Consider the following 23,087-nt stretch of genomic DNA (forward strand, 5'->3'; position numbering starts at 1 on the left):
TGCGACCGGCGTACACGCTCCGTGGACATTCTATGCGGGCCGATCCGCCCGTACGGAGAAGGAGCGTGCCCCTGTGGAGAACTTCGCGCGGCTGCTGAAGGAGAGCTGGACCCTGGTCGAGGAGCACCGGGAGCGGCTCAGCGGTCACTTCTACGCCCGGCTGTTCCTCCTCGACCCGGAGCTGCGCAAGCTCTTCCCGGTGCAGATGAACGGCCAGGGGGACCGCATCCTGGAAGCCATCGTCACGGCCACCCAGACGGTGGGCGACCCGGAGAGCTTCGACGAGTACCTGCGCGCGCTGGGCCGGGACCACCGCAAGTACCACGTGTCGGCCGAGCACTACGCGACGATGGGCGTCGCGCTGCTCGACGCGCTGCGCAGCACCGCCGGGGACGGCTGGAACCTGGAGTACGACCAGGCGTGGCGGGAGGCGTACGCCGGCATCAGCGAGCGGATGCTGGCCGGCGCGGAGGCGGACGAGAACCCGCCGTACTGGCACGCCGAGGTGCTGACGCACGAGCGGCACGGCCCGGACACGGCGGTGCTGACCGTCCGCGCGCTCCAGGATCCGCTGCCGTGGCGGGCCGGCCAGTACGTGAGCGTGGAGGTGCCGCGCTACCACCCGCGGGTGTGGCGGACGTACTCGGTGGCGAACGCGCCGAACGAGGAGAACGTGCTGGAGTTCCACGTCCGGACGCCACCGGGTGCGGCCGGCTGGGTGTCCGGCGCGCTGGTGCGCCGTACCAAGCCGGGTGACCTGCTGCGGGTGGCCGCGCCGATGGGTTCGATGACGCTGGACCCGGAGTCCACCCGGGACGTCCTCTGCGTGGCCGGCGGGGTCGGCCTGGCGCCGATCAAGGCGCTCGTGGAGGAGCTGACCCGGGTCAACCGGACCCGCTGGGTGCACGTCTTCTACGGCGCGCGCCGCCCGGACGAGCTGTACGGGCTGCCCGGCCTGGAGGACCTCGTCGCGTCCCACCCGTGGTTGTCGGTGACGCCGGCGTGCAGCGAGGACCCGGACTTCGGCGGCGAACTCGGTGACGTCTCCGAGGTGGTCACCCGGTACGGCCCGTGGACCACGCACGACTGCTACGTCTCCGGCTCGGCCGCCATGGTCCGGGCCACCCTGCGGGCGCTCGCCGCCGACGACGTCCCGCCCGACCACATCCGGTACGACACGTTCGGCAACCTCTGAACCTTGCTCCCCCCGAGCCGGGTCGCGTGCCCCCGCCCCCTGGGGCACGCGACCCGGCCCCCCGTTTCTCAGTAACGCCAGGGGGTGCCGGTCTCGCGGTACTCCTCCACGGGCACGAGCGGCACGCCGGGTGCCATCCGGTCGACGTAGAGCCGCCCCTCCAGGTGGTCGATCTCATGTGCGACCAGCCGCGCCATCGCGTACTCGTAGGACGTGATCACCCGGCTGCCGTCCCACAGGGCGTGTTCCACGTCGATGCGCAGCGGCCGGGGCACCAGGCCGCGGTGGTCGAAGAAGGACAGGCAGCCCTCGTACTGCTCGTCGGTCTCGGTGGCGGCGTCCACCACCCGGGGGTTGAGCAGCACCACCGGGTCGGCCGCCCGGTCGGCCGGGCGCACGAGCGCCGCTGACCAGCCGATGCCGAGCTGGGGCGCGGCGAGGCCGACGCCCTTGCTGAACGGGTGCAGCTCGTCCAGGCGGACCAGCATCGCGGCGAGCCGGTCGATCACCTGCCGGGCGTGCTGTTCGTCGGCCGGCAGGTCGAACTGGCGGGCCCGCTGCCGCAGCAGGTCGTCGCCGCGCTGCACGATGCCCACGGCCCGCATCCGGTCGCTGGCCCGTACCCGGGCGCCGCCGGTGGGCGCGCTGTCCGGTTCGGCGTCCGGCTCGGGGCTGCGGAACCGCCACTGCATCCGGTAGCGGGCGTTCAGCGGCGGGTCGTCGGTCCCCCAGTCGAAGACCACCCGGCCGCCGTCCGCCGAACGCTGGATCGGGGTACGCAGCGGCCCCTCCTCCGCCGACAGCGAGGTCTCCGCGCCCCACACCTTCGGGTCGAGGTCCGCGGGCAGGTCGAGCCGCACCGCCAGGTGCCGGGTGGGCAGGCGTACGGCCCGTTGGAACCAGGGGCCCCACTTGTCCCGGCCGACGCGGTACGCGTACTCGATGGTGACCCGGTCGCCGGGGTAGAGCGGGAAGCGTCCCTCGTCGTTCTCGAACAGCAGCCAGATCTCCTTGAACGCGTCCCGGTCGTGTTTGGCCCGCCAGTGCATCGGCTCGCGTCCGTTGCCGTCGTCCCGGTACGCGGTGAGCTGCAGCTCGGCGAAGGTCAGCGGGTGTTCCCGGTGGTGCCGGTTGGAGCGGCCCGGGTCGTTGGGGTAGCGGTCGACGGCGACCCGGACCAGGTAGCGGGTGACCGGTTCGGTGCCCGCGTTGTACAGCTCCCGCCGGATCGCGCAGTGGTAGCCGTCCCCGGTGTGGGTGAGCGTGGCCATCTCCCGTTCCACCACGAGGCCGGTCCCCGGGGGCAGCCACTGGCCGGGCACGGGTGGGTCGCGGTGCGCAGTGCCGGTCCGGCCGTGCCGCAGCTCGTCGTACTCCCGGAAGCGCTGCCAGATCGCGCCGCTGGCCTCCAGGACGGCCTCGGCCCGGCGGGCGAAGTCCTCGGTGGGCCGGTGCCGACGCCCTTCGACGTGGCTGACGTAGGACGGGTCGAAGCCCATCATCGTGGCCAGTTGCTTCTTGGACAGCCCTCGGCCGGTCCGGTGCCGGGCGAGTTCGGCCGCGAACGAGTCCGCGGCACGCTCGATCGGTGAGGTCGTCATCAGCTTCCTCGTACGCGGGAAGACCATTTTCACGTTGAGTGGCTGAACGTGTACGGAAACTGCCTCGTATTCGACACTCACCTTGACTTTTCAGCGGCGTACGTCGATCCTTACGCCGTCTGCCGCCGGTTCTCCGGCGGCGTTTTTCGTCTCCGAGGCCGGGTAGTACGCGACGGCCGTGGAGTGACGGGGACCTCCCCGCGACACCGCGGCACCACTTCCCCTCCCGCCGGGAGGGTGGTTAGGCTAGCCTTAGCTTGGGTCGACGGCACGCGCCGACCGCAGGGCGACAGGACAGGGGACGGCCAGGTGACTGCGGTGATGCCGGGGCGCGACGCCGCCACCCCGCTCGCCCCTGTGACAGCGACCCTGCGCGCCATGTTCGGCACCGACGACCTGCCCGGGCTCGCACCCGGCCTGCTGGTCCACGACGAGCTGGACCGCTGGTCCCCGGCCACCCGGCTGATCGACGGCACGCTGCTGTCCGAGTTCCTGACCGCCGCCGGCCGCCGCTGGGGCGGCACCCCGCACGCGTGCGCCGCGCTGGCCTGGAAGTCCTACAGCTACTGGACCGCGCTACCCGCGGTGCTCGGCTGGGCGTCCGCCCGCCGGGTGCCGCTGCTCGACCCGGCCGACGTGCTCGTGCACTTCGAGGACCACCACCAGCTCCTCACCTTGGGACTGCGTGCCTCCACCCCGGTGGCGGTGCTGCCGAGCGACCCGCTGGCCCTCGCCGGCGCTCCGGGCGTACTGGTGGTCCCGGACGAGACGGCGCTGCTCGGCGCGCTGCGCGCGTCCCTGCTCGACGCCCACTTCGCCCCGCTGATCGGCGCCATCCAGGGCGAGGTCCGGATCGGCACCCGTACGCTGCTCGGCTCGGTGGCCTCCGGCATCGCCCACGGCATCCTGCGCGCGTCGGACGCGCTGCCCGGCTCGGCCACGGCGGCCGTCGGCACGCTGCTCGACGCGCTCGACCTGAGCGACCTGGTCGAACTGGTGCCCAGCCCGGCCGGCGAGCCGACTGTGCAGCGGCGCACCTGCTGCCTGGCGTTCACGCTGCCCCGGCCCAAGGTGTGCCAGGGCTGCTGCGTCCGCCAGGGCTGACCGCTCACTCGACCAGCGGCCGGACGTCCCACAACCACACCCCGCCGGTACGCCTCGGCGTGATCCCGCTCAGCTCCGTCATCGCCCGGCGCAGCGCGTCGGCCTGCGGCAGCCGGGGGTCGAGGATCACCGCGCCGGCCCGCCAGTAGCGCAGGTCGTCCACGGCGGCCACCCGGTCCTGCGGCGTGATCGGCGGGACCGCGTCGGTGCGCCGTACCGTCTCGAAGAACGTGCTGGTGGGACGCGGCGGCGCGGTGAAGAGGGCGATCCGGTCCCCGCCCGGGCGGGTGTCCGGATAGAGGAAGTAGCCGCGGGCCAGCGGCATGTCCAGCCGGGTCTCGGCGGACCAGCGCAGCGGGACCGCGTACGTGGTGTCGGGCAGCGGCAGCGTGACGATGCTCCGCCCGCCGGCGACGTAGGGACGCCAGGCGCCGGAGGTGACGAACGTCGGAGTCGGGTCGAGGCGCTTCGCGGGCAGCGGGGTGGGCAGGATCGGCAGCAGCGCCATGGCGAGCACTGTGACGGTGGCGAACCGGATCTGGTCGCGCGCGTCCGGGTGCCGTACGGCGAGCCGCCGGGCCCGGTCGGCACCGAACGCGAGCAGCACGCCGATGATCGGGGTGAGCGCGAGCGACCAGCGGGTGGGCACCACCGAGTGCAGGACCGGCAGGTTCTCCAGCGCGGCCCAGGGGCCGGGGATGCCGGTGTCCCGCCCGTCGTAGCGGATCTCCCGGCCGAGCGAGAAGAGTACGAACACGAGCCCGACCGCTGCCAGCCCGAGCACCACGGCGTTGCGGCGCAGCCACCAGACCAGCGCGATCACCAGGATCACCAGCGGCCAGCCGAAGAACGCGTTCTCCTCGGTGGCGTTCTTCACGAGCGGTTCGCTGCCCCGGGCGTCGCCCGCCACCGACTCCCGCGACCAGGCCACGTACGCGGCGAGGTCGGTGGAGTAGCCCCGGATCAGCGTGGACAGCCCGCTGTACGCGCCGGGGCCGAAGAACTGCACCCAGAGCGGGTACGCGAGCAGCGCCCCGGCGACCGCCGCGGCGACCCCGAGCCCGGCGGCGAACGGGCGGGCCGCCGAGCGCAGCGCGGGACGGCCGAGCGCCAGCGCGAGCACCACCACGCCGAGCCCGATGGCGGTCATCAGCAGGATCTCCAGGTTGAGGAACGCCTGCCAGACGATCACCAGGCCGAGCAGGACGCCGTTGCGCAGCCACCGGCCGGGTTCGGCCAGGCGCAGCGTCCGCCAGATGATCAGCGGCACCACGTACTGGCTGACGATGTTGGGGTGCGAGTTGGCGTGCGAGATCATCGCCGGCGCGAACGCGCAGAAGGCGGCACCCAGCCAGGCCGGACCGCGGGACTTCACGACAACTCGGGAGAGCAGGAAATACCAGGACACGCCGGTGGCGGTGAGCCCGAGAGTGAGGAAAATCAGAAAGGACCAGCGCGGGCCTGCCCAGAGCGTTATCGGGGTCAGCGGCAGTGAAACGGATAATACGGACGTATTAGCCATGAGATTGACGACATCCGGCACATTCATCCGATCCGAGGTGAACGGATAGGCGAAGTCAGTGACGACGCGAGCACCATGCGCCATCATCCATTCGAATTGCGCCTGATCTGTCCGATTGTCCCGGACGCCATTGCGCGGATCGACCCAGAGCCGGGCGGTGACCCAGAACGCGAGCAGCACGAAGCTGAGCACGGCGAGCGCGTCGATCCGCCTACCCTGCCCCGATTTCGCCGCGCTCGCGCCGCTTTCCGGAGTAGTCATGACATTTCAGAGCGTAGTCAGGGCATGACGGGCACGTGCAATGTTCTGGGGAATCACGTACTATGTGCCGAGTTCGCCGACCGCCGAACAGGCACCCCTCCGGATCACAATTCGGCCCCCCTCCGTCCCCCGATTTCCCCCTCAGCCATCCAGATGGTTGACTCTGACGGTCCAGGCGCGGGTCAGTCATATCGTGAGGAATCGACGCATGGCAGAAATCACTGGGGATCAGCGCGTCCAGTCCGAGGTGCTCGAAGGCCTGGCGACGGCTGTCAACCACCGGCAGTGGTTCGTCGAGCTGGCGGTGCCCTACCTCGGTGACAACCCGATCGAGATCGGCAGCGGCCTCGGCGACTACGCCTCCGCCTGGGCCGCGTACGCACCCCGGATCACCGCCACCGAGGCCGACCCGGACCGGCTGATCCAGCTCAAGGAGCGGCTGTCCGACCACCCGGGCGTCGAGGTCCGGCAGATGCTGCTCCCGCACCACGAGCGCGGCGACTACAGCGCGGCCGTCTCCTACAACGTGCTGGAGCACATCGACGACCACGTGGGCGCGCTGCGCAGCATGCGGGACCTGGTCCGCCCCGGCGGCGCCGTGGTCATCATCGTGCCGGCGTTCCAGTTCGCCATGAGCCCCGCCGACATCGCCACCGGCCACGTCCGTCGCTACACGAAGAAGACGCTCGCCGCGGCGATGACCGAGGCGGGCCTCACCGTCGAGCGGATCCACTACGCCAACGCGCTCGGCCTGATCGGCTACTTCATGGCCACCAAGGTCTTCCGGCTGATGCCGAAGGAGGGCCCGATGGTGAAGGTCTACGACACCCTCGTGCTACCAGTCACCAAGGCCGCCGAGCAGCGCGTCCGGCCGCCGTTCGGCCAGTCCGTCTTCGCCGTCGCCCGCGTGTAAGGAAGGGCCCCTTGTTAACAGACGTCTGTTAACAAGGGGCCCTTCCTTACACCTCACTCCTTGATCTGGTACGTCGGGCGGATGACCGCCCGGGCCAGGGTGTGGAACGCCAGGTTGAAGCCGACGAAGGCCGGGCTGGCCCCGGCCGGGATGTCGAGGCGGTCCACGTCCACCGCGTGCACCGCGAACACGTACCGGTGCGGGCGGTCCCCGGCCGGCGGCGCCGCACCGCCGTAGCCGGTGTCGCCGTAGTCGTTGCGGACGCTGAACGCGCCATCCAGATCGGCCTCACGCACGCCGGTGGGCAGCTCGGTCACGGAGACCGGCACGTTCACCAGCACCCAGTGCCAGAAGCCGCTGCCGGTCGGGGCGTCCGGGTCGAAGCACGTGACCACGAAGCTCTTGGTCTCGGCCGGGAAGCCCGACCAGGACAACTGCGGTGAGACGTTCTCGCCGCCGGTGCTGCCGTGCGCGTACCGCGCGTCCATCGGCTCGCCGTTGTGCACGTCGTCGCTGGTCAGGTCGAACGACGGCACCGTCGGCAGCAGTTCGTACGGGTCCGGGGCGATCGGTCGTTCCAGGGTCATCGAAACGGTCCTTCCGGGTACGCGAATGTCCTGCGCCCCTTCATACCCCGTTGTCCGCGCCACCGTCCTGTCGGCGCACCATCTCGTTGATCCAGACCGGCGCGTACGGCGACGTGCATCCCGGCGGCGTCGGATAGTCCTTGAGCACCCCGAGCCGCTCGCCGATCCCGATCGCGCGCTCCCGGTACGCAGGGTGCTCGATCCCGATCTGCGCCAGGCAGTGGTTCATCGCCCACTGGAGGCGCTCCGGCGCGCCCGCCATCTCCGCCTCGATCACGTCGAGCAGGCCGGCCAGGTCCAGCCCGTCCGGATTCCGCGCCACCCGCCCGGTGGTCAGCGCCCAGCCGGCGCTCGCCACCACCGGATCCCTGTCGGCCGACCAGGCCAGGCGCAGTGGCTCGGCGTGCGGGCTCTTCTTCACCACGTAGTTCACGAGCCAGTCGTGCACCTTCGGCGTACGCGCCTCGCGCAGCATGGCGTCCAGCTCGTCCCGCCCGTACGCCTTCGGCCGGCAGATCAGCATCGCGAGCAGCCGGGCCGCGCTGTCGCCGGTCGCCCACAGCTCGCGGGCCAGCTCCTGCTGCGTCTTCAGCCGCTTCGCGACCGCCCGCAGCTTGCCCAGGTTGACCCCGTGATCGTCACCGTGGCGCTCGTTCACCGCACGGATCTTCGGATCGTCGAGCGCGGCCAGCTCGGCCGTCACCTCAGCCACAGTCGTCGTCTCCGCCACCAGGGCCTCCCGCCGTCGCCGCACTCCGCAGCCTACGACCGGCCCGACGCTCCCGCTGTTCCGCCGCCCCGCCGTTACTCCTCGGCCGCCCTGCCGTGCCGTTCGCGGTTGCAGATCGACGGTCTGGTGCTCGGCGCCCCAGGAGAAGGAGCATCTCCTGTTACGGCTTCTCCCCCCACGATGCCCCGCCAGCGGACAACGCCCGCCTTGGAGGATGGGCTGAGCTGCGTGAAGGGCGATCAGCTACTGGCGGAGGGTGTGGGATTCGAACCCACGAAGACATCGCTGCCTTACCGGTTTTCAAGACCAGCGCCATCGGCCACTAGGCGAACCCTCCCGGCACGCCCCCGAGGGGTGCGCGACCGGGGACCAGTCTGCCACGAACCCCGTACCGGGCAAGCCGCCGTCCCACCTCCCTTGTGCGAATGTGTGCGTGCGGGAGAGCCCGGCAGTGGTGCTGATCAGCGGAATCATGGTAGCCGACAGGTCCACAGTGGCCGAATGGCTGGCGCGGCGACTGCCCCGTGCGGTGCACCTGCGCGGCGACGTGTTCCGCCGCATGATCGTCAGCGGACCTGCCGGCCATGATCGGCCGGATCCGGCACCGGCCACTGGCCGTGGTGGTGCTCGCGCCGCGCCCCGAGGTGGTCGCCGCCCGCGAGCGGGACCGGTCGAAGAAGGGGTACGGCGACTGGCCGGTGGCGGACCTGGACGCCGGGTTCCGCGCCGACACCCCCGGATCGGGCTCTGGCTGGACACATCCGGCCAGACACCGGAGGAGACGGTGACGGAGATCCTCGCCCGCGCGTGGACCGACGGAAAGATCGGGTAAGACTGAGTCATGCGCGCAGTCACGATCACGGAACCCGGCGGACCCGAGGCGCTCGTCTGGACCCACGTGCCGGATCCGGAGCCCGGTCCCGGCGAGGTGATCGTGGAGGTGCGGGCCAGCGCTGTGAACCGGGCCGACCTGTTGCAGCGGCAGGGGCACTACCCGCCGCCGCCGGGCGCGTCCGCGTACCCCGGTCTGGAGTGTTCGGGGACGGTGCGTGCGCTCGGTCCCGGCGTGACCGGCTGGTCGGTGGGCCAGGAGGTCTGCGCGCTGCTCGCCGGCGGCGGCTACGCCGAGCAGGTCGCGGTGCCGGCCGGGCAGTTGCTGCCGGTGCCGGCCGGGGTGGACCTGGTCGACGCGGCTGCGCTGCCGGAGGTGGCGTGCACGGTCTGGTCGAACGTGGTGGACCTGGCCCGGCTGGCCGAGGGGGACACGCTGCTGGTGCACGGCGGCGGCAGCGGGATCGGGACGTTCGCGATCCAGCTCGGCGTGGCGCTCGGCGCGACTGTGGTGGTGACCGCCCGCCCGGCCAAGCACGACCGGCTGCGCGAGCTGGGCGCCGCGCACACGATCGACTACCGCGAGCAGGACTTCGTCGACGAGGTACGCCGGGTCACCGACGGCCGGGGCGCCGACGTGATCCTGGACATCATGGGCGCGTCCTACCTGCCCCGGAACGTGGCGGCGCTGGCGACCGGCGGGCGGCTCGTGGTGATCGGCATGCAGGGCGGGCGCAAGGGCGAACTCGACCTGGGGATGCTGCTGGCGAAGCGCGCAGCAGTGCACGCGACCGCGCTGCGGTCCCGCCCGGTGGAGGGGAAGGCGGCGATCGTCCGGGGCGTACGCGAGCAGGTGTGGCCCCTGGTGGAGGCGGGCCGGATCCGGCCCGTCGTGCACGCCCGGGTGGACATGGCCGACGCCGCCGCCGCGCACCGCCTGGTGGAGACCAACGACCACCTGGGCAAGGTGCTGCTGGTCCGGTAGGGGTCAGCCCTGGCCGGGGCGCGGGAGCATGAGGCGCGGGCCGGGGCCCTCGGCGGCGAGCGAGTCCTCCGGGTTGTAGAGCGTGCAGCGCTGCAAGGACAGGCAGCCGCAGCCGATGCAGCCGTCCAGGTCGTCGCGGAGCTTGCCGAGCAGCCGGATCCGCTCGTCCAGCCGGTCCCGCCAGGCGCGGGACAGCGCGGCCCAGTCGTCGGGCGTGGGGGTACGCCCCGACGGCAGCGAGTCGAGCGCCGCCCGGATCTCCTCCAGCGACACACCCACCTGCTGGGAGATCCGGATGAACGCGACCCGGCGCAGCTCGGTACGGGCGTAGCGGCGCTGGTTCCCGCCGGTGCGGGCGGCGTGGATCAGGCCGAGCCGCTCGTAGTAGCGCAGCGCCGAAGGGGCGACACCACTGCGGTCGGCGAGTTGCCCGATGGTCAGTGTTGCTTCGTGCATCACACGGCCTTGAGTTGAAGTTCGCTTCAAGTCCGAGGCTATCGGTATGACGACGACCACCGCCACCGACCTGGGCGCGCTCCTGGACCGGGTGCGCGCCGGCCGCGAGTTCGGCGCCAACGTGTACTCGACGCTCGACGTGCTCCAGGTGCTCTACGACCGGGTGCTCCGGATCACCCCGGCCACCGTTGCCGACCCGGGCCGGGACCGCTTCCTGCTCTCCAAGGGTCACGCGGTCGCCGGGTACTACGCGCTTCTCGCCGCCCGCGGTTTCCTGCCGGCCGAGTGGCTGGACGACCAGGGCGGCCCGGCGAGCCGGCTCGGCGACCACCCGGACCGCACGCTGGTGCCGGGCGTCGAGATCGGTTCCGGTTCGCTCGGCCACGGGCTCGGGCTGGGCGTCGGCACCGCGCTCGGGCTGCGGGCTCAGGGCCGCACCGGACCCCGGGTGTACGTGCTGCTCGGCGACGCCGAACTGGACGAGGGCTCCAACCACGAGGCGATCGCGTACGCGGGCGCGACCGGGCTGGGCAACCTGACAGCGATCGTGCTGGACAACCGCTCGGCCACATACGGCTGGCCGGGCGGCGCGGCGAGCCGGTTCACGGTGAACGGGTGGAGCGCCGCCACAGTCGACGGGCGCGACCACGACGCCCTGCACGCCGCCCTCACCGGGCACGACGATCACCGGCCGCACGTCGTCGTCGCGGTCGTCACGGACGGGGAGTGAGCATGACCAGCACCATGCGGGACGCGTTCGTCACCAGCACCGAGGAGGTGCTCGCCGATCCGCGGACGACAGTCGTGCTCGCCGACATCTCCGCTGCCGCGTTCGAGCCGGCCGCCGCCCGGTACCCGGACCGGGTGATCAACGTGGGCATCCGGGAACAGTTGATGATCGGGGTGGCCGGTGGGCTGGCGCTGACCGGGCAGCGGCCGGTCGTGCACAGCTACGCCCCGTTCCTGGTCGAGCGGGCGTACGAGCAGATCAAGCTGGACCTCGACCACCAGGACGTCGGCGCGGTGCTCGTCGGCATCGGCGGCTCGTACGACCGGGCGGCGGCGGGACGCACCCACCTCGGGCCGGCGGACGTGGCACTGCTGGACACGCTGGACGGCTGGACAGTGCACGTGCCGGGGCACCCGGACGAGGTCCGGCCGCTGCTGCGCGACGTGGTGTGCGGGCAGGACTCGGCGTACCTGCGGTTGTCCGTCCGGACCAACGCGCAGGCGTACCCGCAGGCGGGTGACCTGCACGTGGTGCGCGACGCCGGGCCGGGCGCTCCGCTGCTCGTCGCGGTCGGTCCGGTGCTGGACGCGGCGGTGGCGGCGACGGCCGGCCGGCCGGTCACTGTGGCCTACACCCACCGGCCGCGACCGTTCGACACGGCCGGGCTGCGGGCGCTCGCCGGGACCGAGGTGATCCTGGTCGAGCCGTACCTGGCGGGCACGTCGGCGTGGGTGGTGTCGGAGGCGCTGGCCGACCGGCCGCACCGGCTGCTCGCGCTCGGGGTGGGCCGCAAGGACCTGCGCCGCTACGGCAGCGCCGAGGACCACGAACGCTGGCACGGCCTGGACGCCGCGGGGCTGCGCCGCTCGGTCGACGCGTTCCTCACCTGAGCGGGCCGGACACGGCGGAACCCCGCGACCTCGGTTCGTGCCGGGGTCGCGGGGTTCCGTCGATTCAGGCTCAGTGCGCGGTGGCGGGACCGGCCGGGCGGCGGCGGGCGCGCTCGCGGGCCAGGATCCAGATCGCCTCGACGCCGTCCTTCCAGGTGATCTTCTTGCCCTCCTCGCGGCCCCGGGCGCGGTAGCTGATCGGCACCTCGTACGGGCGGATGCGGCGGCGCAGCAGCTTGCCGGTGACCTCCGCCTCCATGCCGAAGCCCCGGGAGCGGACCTGGAGCGAGCGGTACAGCTCCAGCGGCATCAGCTTGAAGCAGGTCTCCAGGTCGCCGATGTAGGAGTTGTAGAGCACGTTCGCGGCGAGCGTGACGCCCTTGTTGCCCATCACGTACCAGAAGCTGTACGAGCTGTGGCTCCCGAAGGTCCGATTGCCGTAGACGACAGTCGCCCGGCCGTCGAGCACCGGCTCCAGCAGGCGCGGGATGTCCTGCGGGTCGTACTCCAGGTCGGCGTCGAGGATGACCATGTACTCGCCCTCGGCACTGTCGACAGCCGTCTTGATGGCCGCGCCCTTACCGGCGTTGCGCTGGTGGGTGATCACCCGCAGTCGGGCGTCGTCCACGCGGCCGAGGATCTCACCGGTGCCGTCCCGGCTGCCGTCGTCCACGACGACGAGCTCGATCTCGCAGGGGTAGTCGACTGCCAATGCCTGCTTGAGGGCATCCGCGATACGTTCTTCCTCGTTGTAGACCGGCATGAGGATCGAGAGCTTCACGGAATCTCCACGGAGGCGATGGCAGGTCGGGGCATAGCGTAGCCTGGCACATTGCTCAGGTCACGACAGCCCAGGCACCCTATTCCTGGCGAAGTGGCACCACCACGAGCCGGGCCACGCTCTTGTCGCCGTCCTTCGCGCCGGCCACCCCGACCGTCGTACCGATCTTGATGTCGGTCGATCGGATCGTGGTCCGCCGCTCGACCACCCGCAGTTTCTCGCCGAACGTCCACGTCGCGGTGAAGCCGTCGGTGGACTTCACGGTCATCGACCTGCCGTCGATCGCGGTCACCTCGCCGCGCTGGACCGCGACGGTCTTCGTACCGCCGTCCCTGGTCCGCACCACCGCCTCGCCGTGCAGCGTGTTGCGCCGCAGCAGCACCCGGGCGCGGTGCCGCTTGTGCCCGTCCTTCGCCCGCTCGCCCTTGCCGTCCGGCCCGGCCTGCGGCGTGCCGGAGGGTGCCGGGGCGGCGACCGGATCCACGTCCAGTTCGTCGGCGTCGACGCCGAGCGCGGCGAGCGCCTGGCCGTCCACGCCCAGGGCGGCGCTCACCTCGACCGCGTCGTCCGGCGCCGCGCCGGGGCGGCTCACGCCGCACCCGGCGAGCCCGAGCGCCGCGGCGGCGAGCAGTGCGGTGGCGCCGGTGACGATTCGCTGACGTCTCATCTGTGGTCCTCTCCTCGCGGTGACGACCCGAGCGTTCCGCACCGACGCGAGGGGACGGTCAAGCCGATGTTCGAGCCGCGTAAGGATCCGCCGGCACCCGGACGGTGAAGGCGGCTCCGCCCTCCAGGGCGTGCCCCGCGGCGATGTCCCCGCCGAGCCGGCGGACCAGCCCGGCGGCGAGCGCCAGGCCCAGCCCGCTGCCCACCTTGCGCACCCCCCGGTACCGCTCGTGCAGCGCGCCCCGCTCGAACGCCACCCGCAGGTCGTCGTCGGTGAAGCCGGGTCCGCCGTCGCGGACCTCCAGCACCCCGCCGCCCGCCGGACCGTCCGTGCGGACCGCGAGCACGACCGGCGCCCCCGGAGGCACGACCCGCAGCGCGTTCTCCAGCAGCCCGTCCACCACCTGCCGGATCCGGCCCGGATCGGTGTACGCCGGCACCGGCACACCCGGCGTCTCCAGCTGGAACGGCACCCCGAGCGCCGCGCACCGGCCGGACCATGCGCGCTCCGCGTCGGCGGCGAGCCCGGCCAGGTCGACCGGCACCGGTTCCAGGGGGAAGTCGACCGCCTCCAACCGGGCCAGCGCCAGCAGGTCGCGGACCAGCCGGTCCAGGTGTTCGGCCTCGGCGAGCACGGTCCGGCCGGTCGCCGGCACGGCGTCGGCCTCGATCACGCCGTCGGCCAGCGCCTCGGCATAGCCGCGGATGGCGGTCAGCGGGGTCCGCAACTCGTGCGAGACGGAGAGCAGGAACTCGCGCTGCCGCCCCTCGCTCGTGGCGAGCGCGGCGGCCAGGCCGTTGAGCGCGTGCGCCAGGTCAGCCACCTCATCGGGCGGCTCGACCGGCACCCGGACCGCCCGGTCCCCGGCGCGCAGCCGGGCGGCGGCGGTGGCGGCGGTACGGATCGGCCGGGCCAGCCGGCGGGCGAGCAGCAGTCCGGCGGCCGCCCCGGCGGCGAGTCCGGCGAGCAGCGGCAGCCAGAGTCCGCGCAACACCTGCCGCCAGGGCGCGGCGCTCCGGGCCCGGGTCAGCACCACCCCGTCCCCGCCGGGCAGCGACCGCGCCTCGACCAGCCGGCGTTGCCCCTCGACGAGCCGGCGGCCGGAGACGTTCTCGCCGCCGGCCACCCGCGTCACCAGCGGCCGGGGCAGGCCCGGCCGGTCGGCCCGGCCGTCCCGGATCACGTACACGTCGATCTGCTGCTGGCGCAGTTGCCGGATGAGCCGGTCCCCGGCGCCGTCGCGCTGGCGTACCGGCCGCGCCCGGAGCACGTCGGCGGCGAGCCGGGCCTGGGCGGCGAGCGCCTCCTGGTCCCTGCGTTCCGCGCCGCGTACCGCGAGGGGCACCGCGACTAGCGCGGTGACGAGCACCGACACCAGCGCCACCGCGCAGGTGGCGAGCACGGCGCGCGCGGTGAGCGTCCGCCCGGGGCGGCGGCCGCTGCGGGGCGGACCGGTGGGCGGCATCGCCACGGTGGGCGGCATCGGCACTGTGGGCTGCTCAGGCATCGGCGGCGTACCCGACGCCCCGATGGGTGCGGATCACGCTGTCCGGGCCGAGTTTGGCCCGCACCTGCGCCACGTGCACGTCGACGGTCCGGGTGCCGGCGTGCGCCGCGTACCCCCACACGCCCGCCAGCAGCTCCTCCCGTGTGAACACCCGGCCGGGCCGCGCCATCAGGTGCGCGAGCAGGTCGAACTCGGTGGAGGTGAGCTGCACCGGCGTACCGCCGGCCGTCACGGTCCGCCGGGCCGGGTCGAGTGTGACGGCGCCGAGCGTGCGGGGCTGCTCGGCGGGCACGCCGGCGGTGCGGCGCAGCACCGCCCGCAGCCGGGCGAGCAGTTCGCGCGGGCTGAACGGCTTGGTGACGTAGTCGTCAGCGCCCAGTTCCAGCCCGACGACGCGGTCCACCTCGTCGTCGCGGGCGGTGAGGAAGATGACAGGCGTCCAGTCACCCGCCGCGCGCAGGCGGCGGCAGATCTCGGTGCCGGCCAGGCCGGGCAGCGCGATGTCGAGCACGCAGGCCACCGGGCGCAGGCGCCGCGCGGCGGCCAGCCCGGCCTCGCCGTCACGTTCCAGGTGTACGCCGAACCCGTCCCGGGTCAGGTAGAGCCGGACCAGGTCGGCGATGGCCGGCTCGTCCTCCACCACGAGGACGAGCCCGGGCGGGGCGGCGGTGGTCACCGGCTCATGATGACCGACCCGCGACCGCCCGGCCGGTCAGGGAATGTTCGGATCAGGTAAGGAGGACGTCAGCGGGCCGGGGCGGGCCGCAGCACCGTCGGCCGGGCGCCCGCCGGCGACTCGCCGATGGTCGCCACCACCCGCTCGGCGGGCGTACGCAGGCGGGTCCGGAAGGCGTGGTTGAGCAGCGCGTCGAGCTGCCACACCTGCTTCGGGTGGTGGGTACGCAGGACGAAACGCTCGCGTACCCCGTCGATCGCGGTGGCCGCCAGCTCCACGCTGTGCGCGCGGGCGTCGGGGCTCCACGTCACGTTGCTCAGCTCGCGCAGTTCGGTGTTGAGGTGCAGGCGCAGCCGGTGCAGCACCCGGGTCTGCCGGGTGACCACCAGCCGCCGGTGGGTGAGGAGCATCAGGTAGTCGCCGCCCACCGGGTCATCCGGGCGGCTGCACCGGGTGACCAGGATGGTCGCGTCGCCGGAGCCGACGCATCGGCGGAACACCGGCATGTGCCGGGTGACGGTCTGGGTCGCCAGGCCGGTCTCGGCGGCGGCCGGAAGGAACGTTCGCGAGAACACGTCCATGCCCGGTCCAACGAGCCGATGACCAGGGGTGATATGGGTCACGCCCGATTTCTGGAACTTCCACACGTGCAAGTCGCACCAGCGGTGCGACACCGGCGGCCGGTCGGATCAGAGCAGCTCGACGATCGTGGCGTTGGCCATGCCGCCGCCCTCGCACATGGTCTGGAGGCCGTAGCGGATGCCGTTGTCCCGCATGTGCTGGAGCATCGTGGTCATGATCCGCGCGCCGGAGCCGCCGAGCGGGTGACCGAGCGCGATCGCCCCGCCCCGGGGGTTGAGCCGCTCCGGGTCCGCCTCGGTCTCGGCCAGCCACGCCAGCGGCACCGGGGCGAACGCCTCGTTCACCTCGTACACCCCGATCTCCTCGATGCCCAGCCCCGCGCGGCGCAGCGCCTTCGCGGTGGCCGGGATCGGCGCGGTGAGCATGGTGACCGGGTCGTCGGCGGCGACCACGGCGGTGTGCACCCGGGCCAGCGGGCGCAGGCCGTGCCGGCTGGCCCACTCGGCGGTGGTGACCGCGAGCGCGGCGGCGCCGTCGGAGATCTGCGACGCGGACCCGGCGGTGACCACGCCGTCGGCGCGGAACGGGGTAGCCAGCTCGCCCAGCTTCGCCAGCGAGGTGTCGCGGCGGATGCCCTCGTCGGCGGAGAACTTGCCGCCGTCGGCGAGCGCCACCGGCGCCAGCTCGGCCTCGAACGCGCCCGCGTCCTGCGCGGCGGCGGCCTTCTCGTGGCTGGCGAGCGCGAACTCGTCGAGCTGGGTACGCGAGAAGCGCCACCGCTGCGCGATCAGCTCGGCCCCGACGCCCTGGTTGAACGGCAACGGGGAGTCCTCCGCGACGCCCTCGACGCCGCGGTAGCGCTCCAGGATCGCCGCGCTGAACGGCATGCCACCGGCGACGCTGGAACCCATCGGCACCCGGGTCATCGACTCGACGCCACCGGCCACGACCAGGTCGGCCTGGCCGGAGAGGACCGTCGCGGCGGCGAAGTGCAGCGCCTGCTGGCTGGAGCCGCACTGGCGGTCGAGCGTGGTGCCCGGTACCGACTCCGGCCAGCCGGCGGCGAGCACGGCGTTGCGGGCCACGTTCCAGGACTGCTCGCCGACCTGCGACACACAGCCCCACACGACGTCGTCGACCTGGCCCGGGTCGATGCCGGTGCGCTCGGCGAGCGCGCGCAGCACGTGCGCCGAGAGGTCGACCGGGTGCACTCCGGCGAGGCTGCCCTTGCGCCGCCCGACCGGGGTCCGTACCGCGCCGACGATGACCGCGTCACTCATGTCTACTCCCCGGTAACCTCGCTTGCCCCGATCCTACGTGCTGATCCGACCGGTCGTCCTCCCCCGGCGTCCGGCAGGTGCGGCTGGCATGCTGGGCGGATGGATCCACAGTCGCCGCCGATCAGGCAGTGGCGGGTGCCGCGCGAGGTGCCGGTGCTCAAGGCGGTGGGCGCGCTCGCGCTCGTCGCCCTGGGGCTGGTGTTCGCCGGCGGTGACCCGGTCCGTCCGGCGCTCGCCGGACTGGCCGCCGCCGGTCTGCTCGCCTGGGCGCTGCGCGACGTGGTCGCGCCGGTCCGCCTCGCCGTCGACCCGGACGGGCTCACCGTGCTGCGGGGATTCGCCGGGCGGCGCCGGCTGCCGTGGGACGCCGTGGAGGCGATCCGCCTGGACCGGCGCAGCCGGCGCGGGATCACCGCCGAGACGCTGGAGATCGACGCCGGGGAGTCGCTGCACCTGTTCGGCCGCCGTGACCTGGACGCCCCGCTGGACGAGGTGGCCGCGGCACTGGACGAGGTCCGCCCCGCGCGCTGAGGCTCAGCCGAGCAGCGCGGCGGACCGGACGAGCGTCAGGCCGATCAGCGCGACCAGCACGATCACGCAGCCCGCGACCTGGAACAGGGTGCGCCGCGACCGTGGGGCGTACGCCAGGACCAGCGCCACCAGCGCGCCGGCCACCAGACCGCCGAGGTGCCCGGCCACCGAGATGCTCGGCACGGTGAACGTGAAGATCAGGTTGATCACCAGGATCGGCACGATCGCCGAGGTGTCCCGGCCGAGCCGCCGCATGATCACGAAGACGGCGGCGAACAGGCCGAACACGGCGGTCGAGGCGCCGGCCGTGAACCGGTTCGGCTCGGTGAAGACGTACGCGGCGACGTTGCCGCCCAGCCCGGCGAGCAGGTAGAGCGCCAGGAAGCGCAGCGGCCCGAGCACCGCCTCCAGCGTCCGGCCGAGCACCCAGAGCGCCCACATGTTCAGCAGCAGGTGCAGCACGCCGTAGTGCAGGAACATGGCGGTGACCAGGCGGTACCACTCGCCGTCGGCCACCCCGCCGACGTGCCCGTCGGGGAAGCGCGCCAGGCCGAGCACCGCCCCCCACTCGGTGAGTGGCGTCCCGTTGCCCATCAGGCCGCCCAGGCCACCGCCGGCCACGGCGGTACCGCTGCGGGCCGAGAGGATGGACAGCAGCATCATCACCACGTTCAGCGCGATCAGCGCCTTCGTGACGTTGCCCTGGCGGCCGGCGGCACCGCCACCGAAGGCGGTACGCGCCGGCCGCACGCTGCGGCGGCCCTCGGCGACGCACTCCGGGCACTGGTGGCCGACGGAGGCGTCCCGCATGCACTCGGTGCAGATCGGCCGGTCGCACCGGGTGCACCGGATGTAAGTCTCCCGGCCGGGGTGCCGGTAGCAGACCGGAGTGGTCGGCACCGGACCCCCGGTGGCGTCGCCTGGCTGGCCGGAGCGCTCAGTCATGCGAGCAAAGGTACCCGCGTGCCGCTCAGGACTGCTTGTGCTCGATCTCGACGCGCTCGATCACCACGTCCTGGATCGGCCGGTCGCTCGGGCCGGTCGGGGTGTTGGCGATCGAGTCGACCACCTTCGCGGACTGCTCGTCGGCCACCTGACCGAAGATGGTGTGCCGGTTGTTCAGGTGTGGCGTGGGCGACACCGTGATGAAGAACTGCGAGCCGTTGGTGCCCGGCCCGGCGTTCGCCATCGCCAGCAGGTACGGCCGGTCGAAGCGCAGCTCGGGGTGGAACTCGTCGGCGAACTTGTAGCCCGGGCCACCGCGGCCGGTGCCGGTCGGGTCGCCCATCTGAATCATGAAACCGCTGATCACGCGGTGCGAGACGGTGCCGTCGTAGTACGGCCCGCTGCCCGGCTGACCGGTACGCGGGTCGATGTACTCCCGGGTGCCCTCGGCCAGCTCCACGAAGTTGCGGACGGTCTTCGGTGCGTGGTTCGGGAAGAGCTCCAGCCGGATCGGGCCGGCGTTGGTGTGCAAGGTGGCGTAGACAGCCTCGGCCACGGGTACTCCTCACTCGTAGTTCAGTTCCTTGCGGATCCTCCCATGTGCCCGATCTGGCCATGCGGAGGCATTCGAAGGTGGAGGATGACGAAGGAACAACTCCCAGGAGGTGGGACCGTGTTTGGAATCGGGCGGCGAAAGACCCAGGGCCAGCTCGCGAGGGTCGAGCTGAACCAGGGCATCGGTCACCTGAGGCAGGCCGCCACGCACGCGGCGAAGGGGGCCGGCGCCACTGTCGGCCCGCGGGTCCAGGCAGCCCGGGTCGCCGTCGCGCCCACCGCGGTCCTGGTCCGGGACCGCGCGTCCAGCGGGTTCGCGTCGACCGCCGCGGCGCTCGCGCCGGTGCTGCTGGCCGTGCGCAACGCCCGGGTCGAGGCCGCCGGCAAGGCGTCGAGTGGCCGCAAGGTGATGGCCGCGAAGCAGTCCGCGATGACGAAGAAGGCGAAGAACATGAAGGCCGGAAAGAAGAAGCAGCGCAGGTCGCGGGGCATGACCGCGGGCCTGCTGGTGGCCGGCACCGTCGCCGGCCTGGCCGGTGCGATGGCCATGCGCCGTCGCCGCGAGCAGCAGGAGTGGGCCGAGTACGACCCGACCGGCACGCTCGGCGCGACGGGCACGCTCGGCACGACCGGTCACGACAAGCTGGAGCCGATGCGGGAGGACGTGGACACGATCGTGGTGGAGACCCCGGACGCGAGCGCGAAGGTGACGCAGGCCGGCCCGACCGGCGCCGGTTCTTCGGCGGTGGCCAAGGGCAGCAGCGCGTCGACCGCCACCTCCGGCAGCCAGCCGGTGATCCACCCGAACGACCAGGTCCCCTCCGTCGCCGAGGGCGCCCGGGACGCCTCCGGCCGCCCGGCCGACGACATCACCAAGGCCGTGCAGGCCGGCAAGAACGCCGCGAAGGCCGGCGGTCGCCGCTGACCTCGTACCGTCGGATCAGCGCCGGCACGCGGGACACCCCGCGTGGCCGGCGCTTCCGCGTGTACGGGACGGCTACAGCCAGCCGTTGCGGCGGAACAGGCGGTACAGCGTGAAGGACGCCGCGAGCATCAGCGCCCAGACGCCCGGATAGCCGTACGTCCATTTCAGCTCGGGCATGTTGTCGAAGTTCATGCCGTAGATGCCGGCGATCGCCGTCCACACCGCACCGATCGCGGCCCAGGCGGCGATCTTGCGCATGTCGTTGTTCTGGTCGACGGTGACCTGGGCCAGCCGGGCCTGGAGGATCGAGTTGAGCAGGTCGTCGTAGGAGTTCACCTGCTCGACCGTGCGGCTGAGGTGGTCCTGCACGTCGCGGAAGTAGCGCCGCACCTCCTGCGGCACCGCGCGGTTGACCTGCGAGGTGAGCGTCATCAGCGGGCGCTGCAACGGCGCCACCGCCCGCTTGAACTCGACCAGCTCCCGCTTCATCTGGTAGATCCGCTGGATCCGGCCGCTGCTCTGCCGGTCGAAGACGTCCGCCTCCAGCACGTCGAGGTCGTCCTCCAGCCGGTCGGCCACCTCCAGGTAGAGGTCCACCACGCGGTCGGTGATCGCGTACGCGACCGCCCACGGGCCGTGCCGCAGCAGGTCCCGCTTCGCCTCCAGGTCGGCGCGCACCGGCGCCAGCCGGCAGGCGTCGCCGTGCCGCACGCTGATCACGAAGTGCGGCCCGATGAAGAGCATCACCTGACCGGTCTCCACCACCTCGGAGTTCTCGGTCAGCTCGGCGTGCTCGCAGTAGCGGGCGGTACGCAGCACCAGGAAGACGATCTCGCCGAAGTGTTCCAGCTTCGGGCGCTGCTGGGCCTTGACCGCGTCCTCCACCGCCAGCTCGTGCAGGCCGAAGGTGGCGGCGATCTCGGTCATCTCGGCCAGGTCCGGCTCGTGCAGACCGAGCCAGACGAAGCCGTCCCGCTCCTGCCGGGCGGCGGCCAGGGCCTCGGCGTACCGGGGGTGGCCGGGGCGGCGCTCGCCGTCGACGTACAGCCCGCAGTCGACGATGCCGCTGCGCTCCGGGCCGGCCGGCTGGGCCGTACGCGGGGAGCCGTCGGCGTTGAGGATGCGGGACATCGCGCGGACCGGGGCCGACCAGGCGCGGGGGCGCAGTGCCCGGCTGCCGTCGGTGCCGGCGGTTCGGTCGCGTGCCACCCGGTCCGTCATCTCTCGCCCCCTTCCCCTAGAGCTGCGGCTTGCAGGTTACGCCGACCGGCGGGAAGCGCAGCGCGGGCGCGGGTGCGGGGGACGGGCGGTTGCGACGGGCGTCACGCGGCGGCGCCGGGCGGGCCGGGCCGCGTCAGGGGGGTGAGGGGCGACACGGCCCACCCGGCACCCCTTGGGGGCGGGAGTGATGCTGGGCGTGCCGCCGGCCCGGCCGGTCGTCCGGCGTGCGGGCTGGTCACCGGCAGAAGGTGAGCGGCACTCGCAGCATTGTGGGGGTGCCGGCCGGTTCGGCGGGAGTGCCGAACCGGCCAGCGGGGCCTTTTTGTCAGAAACCCGACAGAAAATCAGCCGCGAACGGCGGCCATCGCCTCGGCGAGACGCCGCACACCCTCGTCGATCCGGTCCGCTGTGACCGCCGAGTACGCCAGGCGCAGCGCGTGCCGGCCGCCGTCGACCATGAAGTCGCTGCCCTTCACCACCGCCACGCCGCGCTCGGCGGCAGCCGGGGCGAGGCGGTCGACCTCGACGTCCTCGGGCAGCTCCACCCAGAGGAAGTAGCCGCCGTCCGGCTCCACGAACCGGGCCTCCGGGATGTGCCGGCGCAGCGACTCGGCCAGCACCGCCGACCGCTCACCGAGCGCCGAACGGACCGTCCGGATCGACTCCTCGATCGCGCCGGAGACGCAGAACTGGTGCACGATCGCCTGGGCCACCATGCCGGGCGAGATGTAGAGGTTGGTGGCCCGCTTGGCGATCGCCGCGATCAGCTCGGCCGGGCCGACCAGGTAGCCGACCCGTACGCCCGGGCAGACCGTCTTGGTGAAGCTGGAGGCGTGCACCACCACGCCCCGGGTGTCCATCGACAGCATCGAGGGCAGCGGCTCGCCCCGGAACCGGATGTCCGCGTACGGGTCGTCCTCGAAGATCGTGAAGTCGTACTCGGCGGCAAGGTCCAGCAGCTCACGGCGCTTCTCCAGGGAGAGGGTCACGCCGGCCGGGTTCTGGTAGTTGGGGATCACGTGCGCCAGCCGCGGCCGCACCCCGGACTCCAGCAGCTTGCGCAGCTCGGCGGTGTCCAGGCCGTCCGGCTGGATCGTCACGCCGTGCACCTCGCCGCCCATCTGCTTGAGGTTGAGCAGCGTGCGGTCGTACGTCGGACGCTCGACCACCACCGCGTCGCCCCGGCGGACCAGGTGGTCGAAGAGGAACGCGTCGGCCTGCAACGAGCCGTTGGTGATCAGCACCTGGTCGGCCTCGACACCGTGCTTCTCGGCGATCCACTTCCGCAAGGGCGGGTAGCCGACGGAGGTGCCGTACGCGGTGACCCCGGCGGGGTCGGCGTCGAAGGCGCGGACGGCGGCGGCCTTGAGCCCTTCGACATCGACGATGTCCAGCGAAGGCGCGCCACGGGCGAACGAGATCAGCTGCTCGGCGGTCATGCGCAGAGCCTAGGGCCTGGCCCGGCGGGTCCGACCGCGATACACGCGAAGTTCAACATGCGGGCGGCCGGCCGGACCACCGGTGCCTCCGGGGGATCCGAGACCGCCTCGCGACTGTCTACGATCCGACGGACGCTGGCGCCGGTCCGACCGGACGCCGAAGGATGACGGGT

Annotated in this window: 24 protein-coding genes and 1 tRNA gene; 9 read left to right on the forward strand and 16 right to left on the reverse strand. The window is 72.6% G+C overall.

All coding sequences use genetic code 11. The annotated features are described in order from the left end of the window. The first annotated feature begins 73 nt into the window (after nt 1-73). Nucleotides 74-1,195: a globin domain-containing protein gene (locus MICAU_RS30680; RefSeq protein ID WP_013289241.1), complete on the forward strand. Its 1,122-nt coding sequence runs from the start codon at nt 74-76 to the stop codon at nt 1,193-1,195. 68 nt (nt 1,196-1,263) lie between these two features. Here the strand turns inward: MICAU_RS30680 and MICAU_RS30685 are convergent, their stop codons facing one another. Next, nucleotides 1,264-2,796 carry a peptide deformylase gene (locus tag MICAU_RS30685; RefSeq protein WP_013289242.1) on the reverse strand — a complete coding sequence of 511 codons (1,533 nt, stop codon included), beginning with the start codon at nt 2,794-2,796 and terminating at the stop codon, nt 1,264-1,266. Between the two features lie 321 nt (nt 2,797-3,117). Between MICAU_RS30685 and MICAU_RS30690 the strand changes: the two genes are divergently transcribed. Then, nucleotides 3,118-3,900, forward strand: coding sequence for a hypothetical protein (locus MICAU_RS30690; protein WP_013289243.1), 783 nt, complete (start codon nt 3,118-3,120; stop codon nt 3,898-3,900). Nucleotides 3,901-3,904: 4 nt separating this feature from the next. Here MICAU_RS30690 and MICAU_RS30695 read toward each other — a convergent pair whose 3' ends face one another. Continuing rightward, on the reverse strand, nt 3,905-5,683 hold the full coding sequence (locus MICAU_RS30695; protein WP_013289244.1) for a DUF6311 domain-containing protein: 1,779 nt from the start codon (nt 5,681-5,683) through the stop codon (nt 3,905-3,907). A gap of 208 nt (nt 5,684-5,891) precedes the next feature. Here MICAU_RS30695 and MICAU_RS30700 point away from each other — a divergent pair, with 208 nt between their 5' ends. Beyond that, nucleotides 5,892-6,596 carry a class I SAM-dependent methyltransferase gene (locus tag MICAU_RS30700; RefSeq protein WP_013289245.1) on the forward strand — a complete coding sequence of 235 codons (705 nt, stop codon included), beginning with the start codon at nt 5,892-5,894 and terminating at the stop codon, nt 6,594-6,596. A 53-nt stretch (nt 6,597-6,649) separates the two neighbouring features. Here MICAU_RS30700 and MICAU_RS30705 read toward each other — a convergent pair whose 3' ends face one another. The 3 genes from MICAU_RS30705 to MICAU_RS30715 form a co-directional block, all read right to left on the reverse strand. Beyond that, entirely contained in the window at nt 6,650-7,183 is a 534-nt protein-coding gene (locus MICAU_RS30705) for a YbhB/YbcL family Raf kinase inhibitor-like protein (RefSeq protein ID WP_013289246.1), read from the reverse strand. Between the two features lie 40 nt (nt 7,184-7,223). Further along, entirely contained in the window at nt 7,224-7,913 is a 690-nt protein-coding gene (locus MICAU_RS30710; protein ID WP_013289247.1) for a DNA alkylation repair protein, read from the reverse strand. A 247-nt stretch (nt 7,914-8,160) separates the two neighbouring features. Then, nucleotides 8,161-8,250, reverse strand: a tRNA-Ser gene (locus tag MICAU_RS30715). Nucleotides 8,251-8,497: 247 nt separating this feature from the next. Between MICAU_RS30715 and MICAU_RS32965 the strand changes: the two genes are divergently transcribed. Both MICAU_RS32965 and MICAU_RS30725 read left to right on the forward strand, forming a co-directional pair. Then, complete coding sequence (locus MICAU_RS32965) at nt 8,498-8,701, forward strand: hypothetical protein (protein ID WP_049794856.1); 204 nt, start codon at nt 8,498-8,500, stop codon at nt 8,699-8,701. A 53-nt stretch (nt 8,702-8,754) separates the two neighbouring features. After that, entirely contained in the window at nt 8,755-9,729 is a 975-nt protein-coding gene (locus tag MICAU_RS30725; RefSeq protein ID WP_013289248.1) for an NAD(P)H-quinone oxidoreductase, read from the forward strand. A gap of 3 nt (nt 9,730-9,732) precedes the next feature. Here MICAU_RS30725 and soxR read toward each other — a convergent pair whose 3' ends face one another. Further along, nucleotides 9,733-10,185, reverse strand: coding sequence for a redox-sensitive transcriptional activator SoxR (soxR, locus tag MICAU_RS30730; RefSeq protein WP_013289249.1), 453 nt, complete (start codon nt 10,183-10,185; stop codon nt 9,733-9,735). A gap of 46 nt (nt 10,186-10,231) precedes the next feature. Here soxR and MICAU_RS30735 point away from each other — a divergent pair, with 46 nt between their 5' ends. Beyond that, entirely contained in the window at nt 10,232-10,915 is a 684-nt protein-coding gene (locus MICAU_RS30735; RefSeq protein ID WP_013289250.1) for a thiamine pyrophosphate-binding protein, read from the forward strand. Between the two features lie 14 nt (nt 10,916-10,929). Next, nucleotides 10,930-11,805, forward strand: a complete 876-nt coding sequence (locus MICAU_RS30740; RefSeq protein WP_041799427.1) for a transketolase family protein — start codon at nt 10,930-10,932, stop codon at nt 11,803-11,805. 70 nt (nt 11,806-11,875) lie between these two features. On the opposite strand, the gene MICAU_RS30745 is transcribed toward MICAU_RS30740, so the two are convergent. From MICAU_RS30745 to MICAU_RS30770, 6 genes are all read right to left on the reverse strand, one after another. Next, nucleotides 11,876-12,586 (reverse strand): glycosyltransferase family 2 protein, encoded by a 711-nt coding sequence (locus tag MICAU_RS30745; RefSeq protein ID WP_013289252.1) that lies wholly within the window; start codon nt 12,584-12,586, stop codon nt 11,876-11,878. Nucleotides 12,587-12,665: 79 nt separating this feature from the next. Continuing rightward, a complete protein-coding gene (locus MICAU_RS30750) occupies nt 12,666-13,253 on the reverse strand; it encodes a hypothetical protein (protein WP_013289253.1) in 588 nt (195 codons plus the stop codon). 58 nt (nt 13,254-13,311) lie between these two features. Then, complete coding sequence (locus tag MICAU_RS30755; RefSeq protein ID WP_013289254.1) at nt 13,312-14,760, reverse strand: sensor histidine kinase; 1,449 nt, start codon at nt 14,758-14,760, stop codon at nt 13,312-13,314. Continuing rightward, a complete protein-coding gene (locus tag MICAU_RS30760; protein ID WP_013289255.1) occupies nt 14,753-15,436 on the reverse strand; it encodes a response regulator transcription factor in 684 nt (227 codons plus the stop codon). Before MICAU_RS30760 ends, MICAU_RS30755 begins: the two co-directional genes overlap by 8 nt. A gap of 68 nt (nt 15,437-15,504) precedes the next feature. Beyond that, nucleotides 15,505-16,017 carry a hypothetical protein gene (locus tag MICAU_RS30765; protein WP_013289256.1) on the reverse strand — a complete coding sequence of 171 codons (513 nt, stop codon included), beginning with the start codon at nt 16,015-16,017 and terminating at the stop codon, nt 15,505-15,507. 108 nt (nt 16,018-16,125) lie between these two features. Then, the gene (locus tag MICAU_RS30770; RefSeq protein WP_013289257.1) at nt 16,126-17,298 is read right to left on the reverse strand and encodes a thiolase family protein; all 1,173 of its coding nucleotides are present in this window, start codon (nt 17,296-17,298) and stop codon (nt 16,126-16,128) included. A 99-nt stretch (nt 17,299-17,397) separates the two neighbouring features. Between MICAU_RS30770 and MICAU_RS30775 the strand changes: the two genes are divergently transcribed. Further along, nucleotides 17,398-17,829 carry a PH domain-containing protein gene (locus MICAU_RS30775; RefSeq protein ID WP_049794857.1) on the forward strand — a complete coding sequence of 144 codons (432 nt, stop codon included), beginning with the start codon at nt 17,398-17,400 and terminating at the stop codon, nt 17,827-17,829. 3 nt (nt 17,830-17,832) lie between these two features. Here MICAU_RS30775 and MICAU_RS30780 read toward each other — a convergent pair whose 3' ends face one another. After that, the gene (locus tag MICAU_RS30780; RefSeq protein WP_049794858.1) at nt 17,833-18,774 is read right to left on the reverse strand and encodes a rhomboid family intramembrane serine protease; all 942 of its coding nucleotides are present in this window, start codon (nt 18,772-18,774) and stop codon (nt 17,833-17,835) included. Nucleotides 18,775-18,799: 25 nt separating this feature from the next. After that, nucleotides 18,800-19,330, reverse strand: a complete 531-nt coding sequence (locus MICAU_RS30785) for a peptidylprolyl isomerase (protein WP_013289260.1) — start codon at nt 19,328-19,330, stop codon at nt 18,800-18,802. A gap of 84 nt (nt 19,331-19,414) precedes the next feature. Between MICAU_RS30785 and MICAU_RS30790 the strand changes: the two genes are divergently transcribed. After that, a complete protein-coding gene (locus MICAU_RS30790; RefSeq protein ID WP_013289261.1) occupies nt 19,415-20,254 on the forward strand; it encodes a hypothetical protein in 840 nt (279 codons plus the stop codon). A 72-nt stretch (nt 20,255-20,326) separates the two neighbouring features. Here the strand turns inward: MICAU_RS30790 and corA are convergent, their stop codons facing one another. Together corA and MICAU_RS30800 are read right to left on the reverse strand one after the other, a co-directional pair. After that, nucleotides 20,327-21,475 (reverse strand): magnesium/cobalt transporter CorA, encoded by a 1,149-nt coding sequence (gene corA, locus MICAU_RS30795; RefSeq protein ID WP_013289262.1) that lies wholly within the window; start codon nt 21,473-21,475, stop codon nt 20,327-20,329. Nucleotides 21,476-21,819: 344 nt separating this feature from the next. Further along, the gene (locus MICAU_RS30800; RefSeq protein ID WP_013289263.1) at nt 21,820-22,914 is read right to left on the reverse strand and encodes an aminotransferase-like domain-containing protein; all 1,095 of its coding nucleotides are present in this window, start codon (nt 22,912-22,914) and stop codon (nt 21,820-21,822) included. Nucleotides 22,915-23,087: the final 173 nt, after the last annotated feature.

The organism is Micromonospora aurantiaca ATCC 27029 (genome assembly GCF_000145235.1).
Classification (GTDB): Bacteria; Actinomycetota; Actinomycetes; order Mycobacteriales; family Micromonosporaceae; genus Micromonospora; species Micromonospora aurantiaca.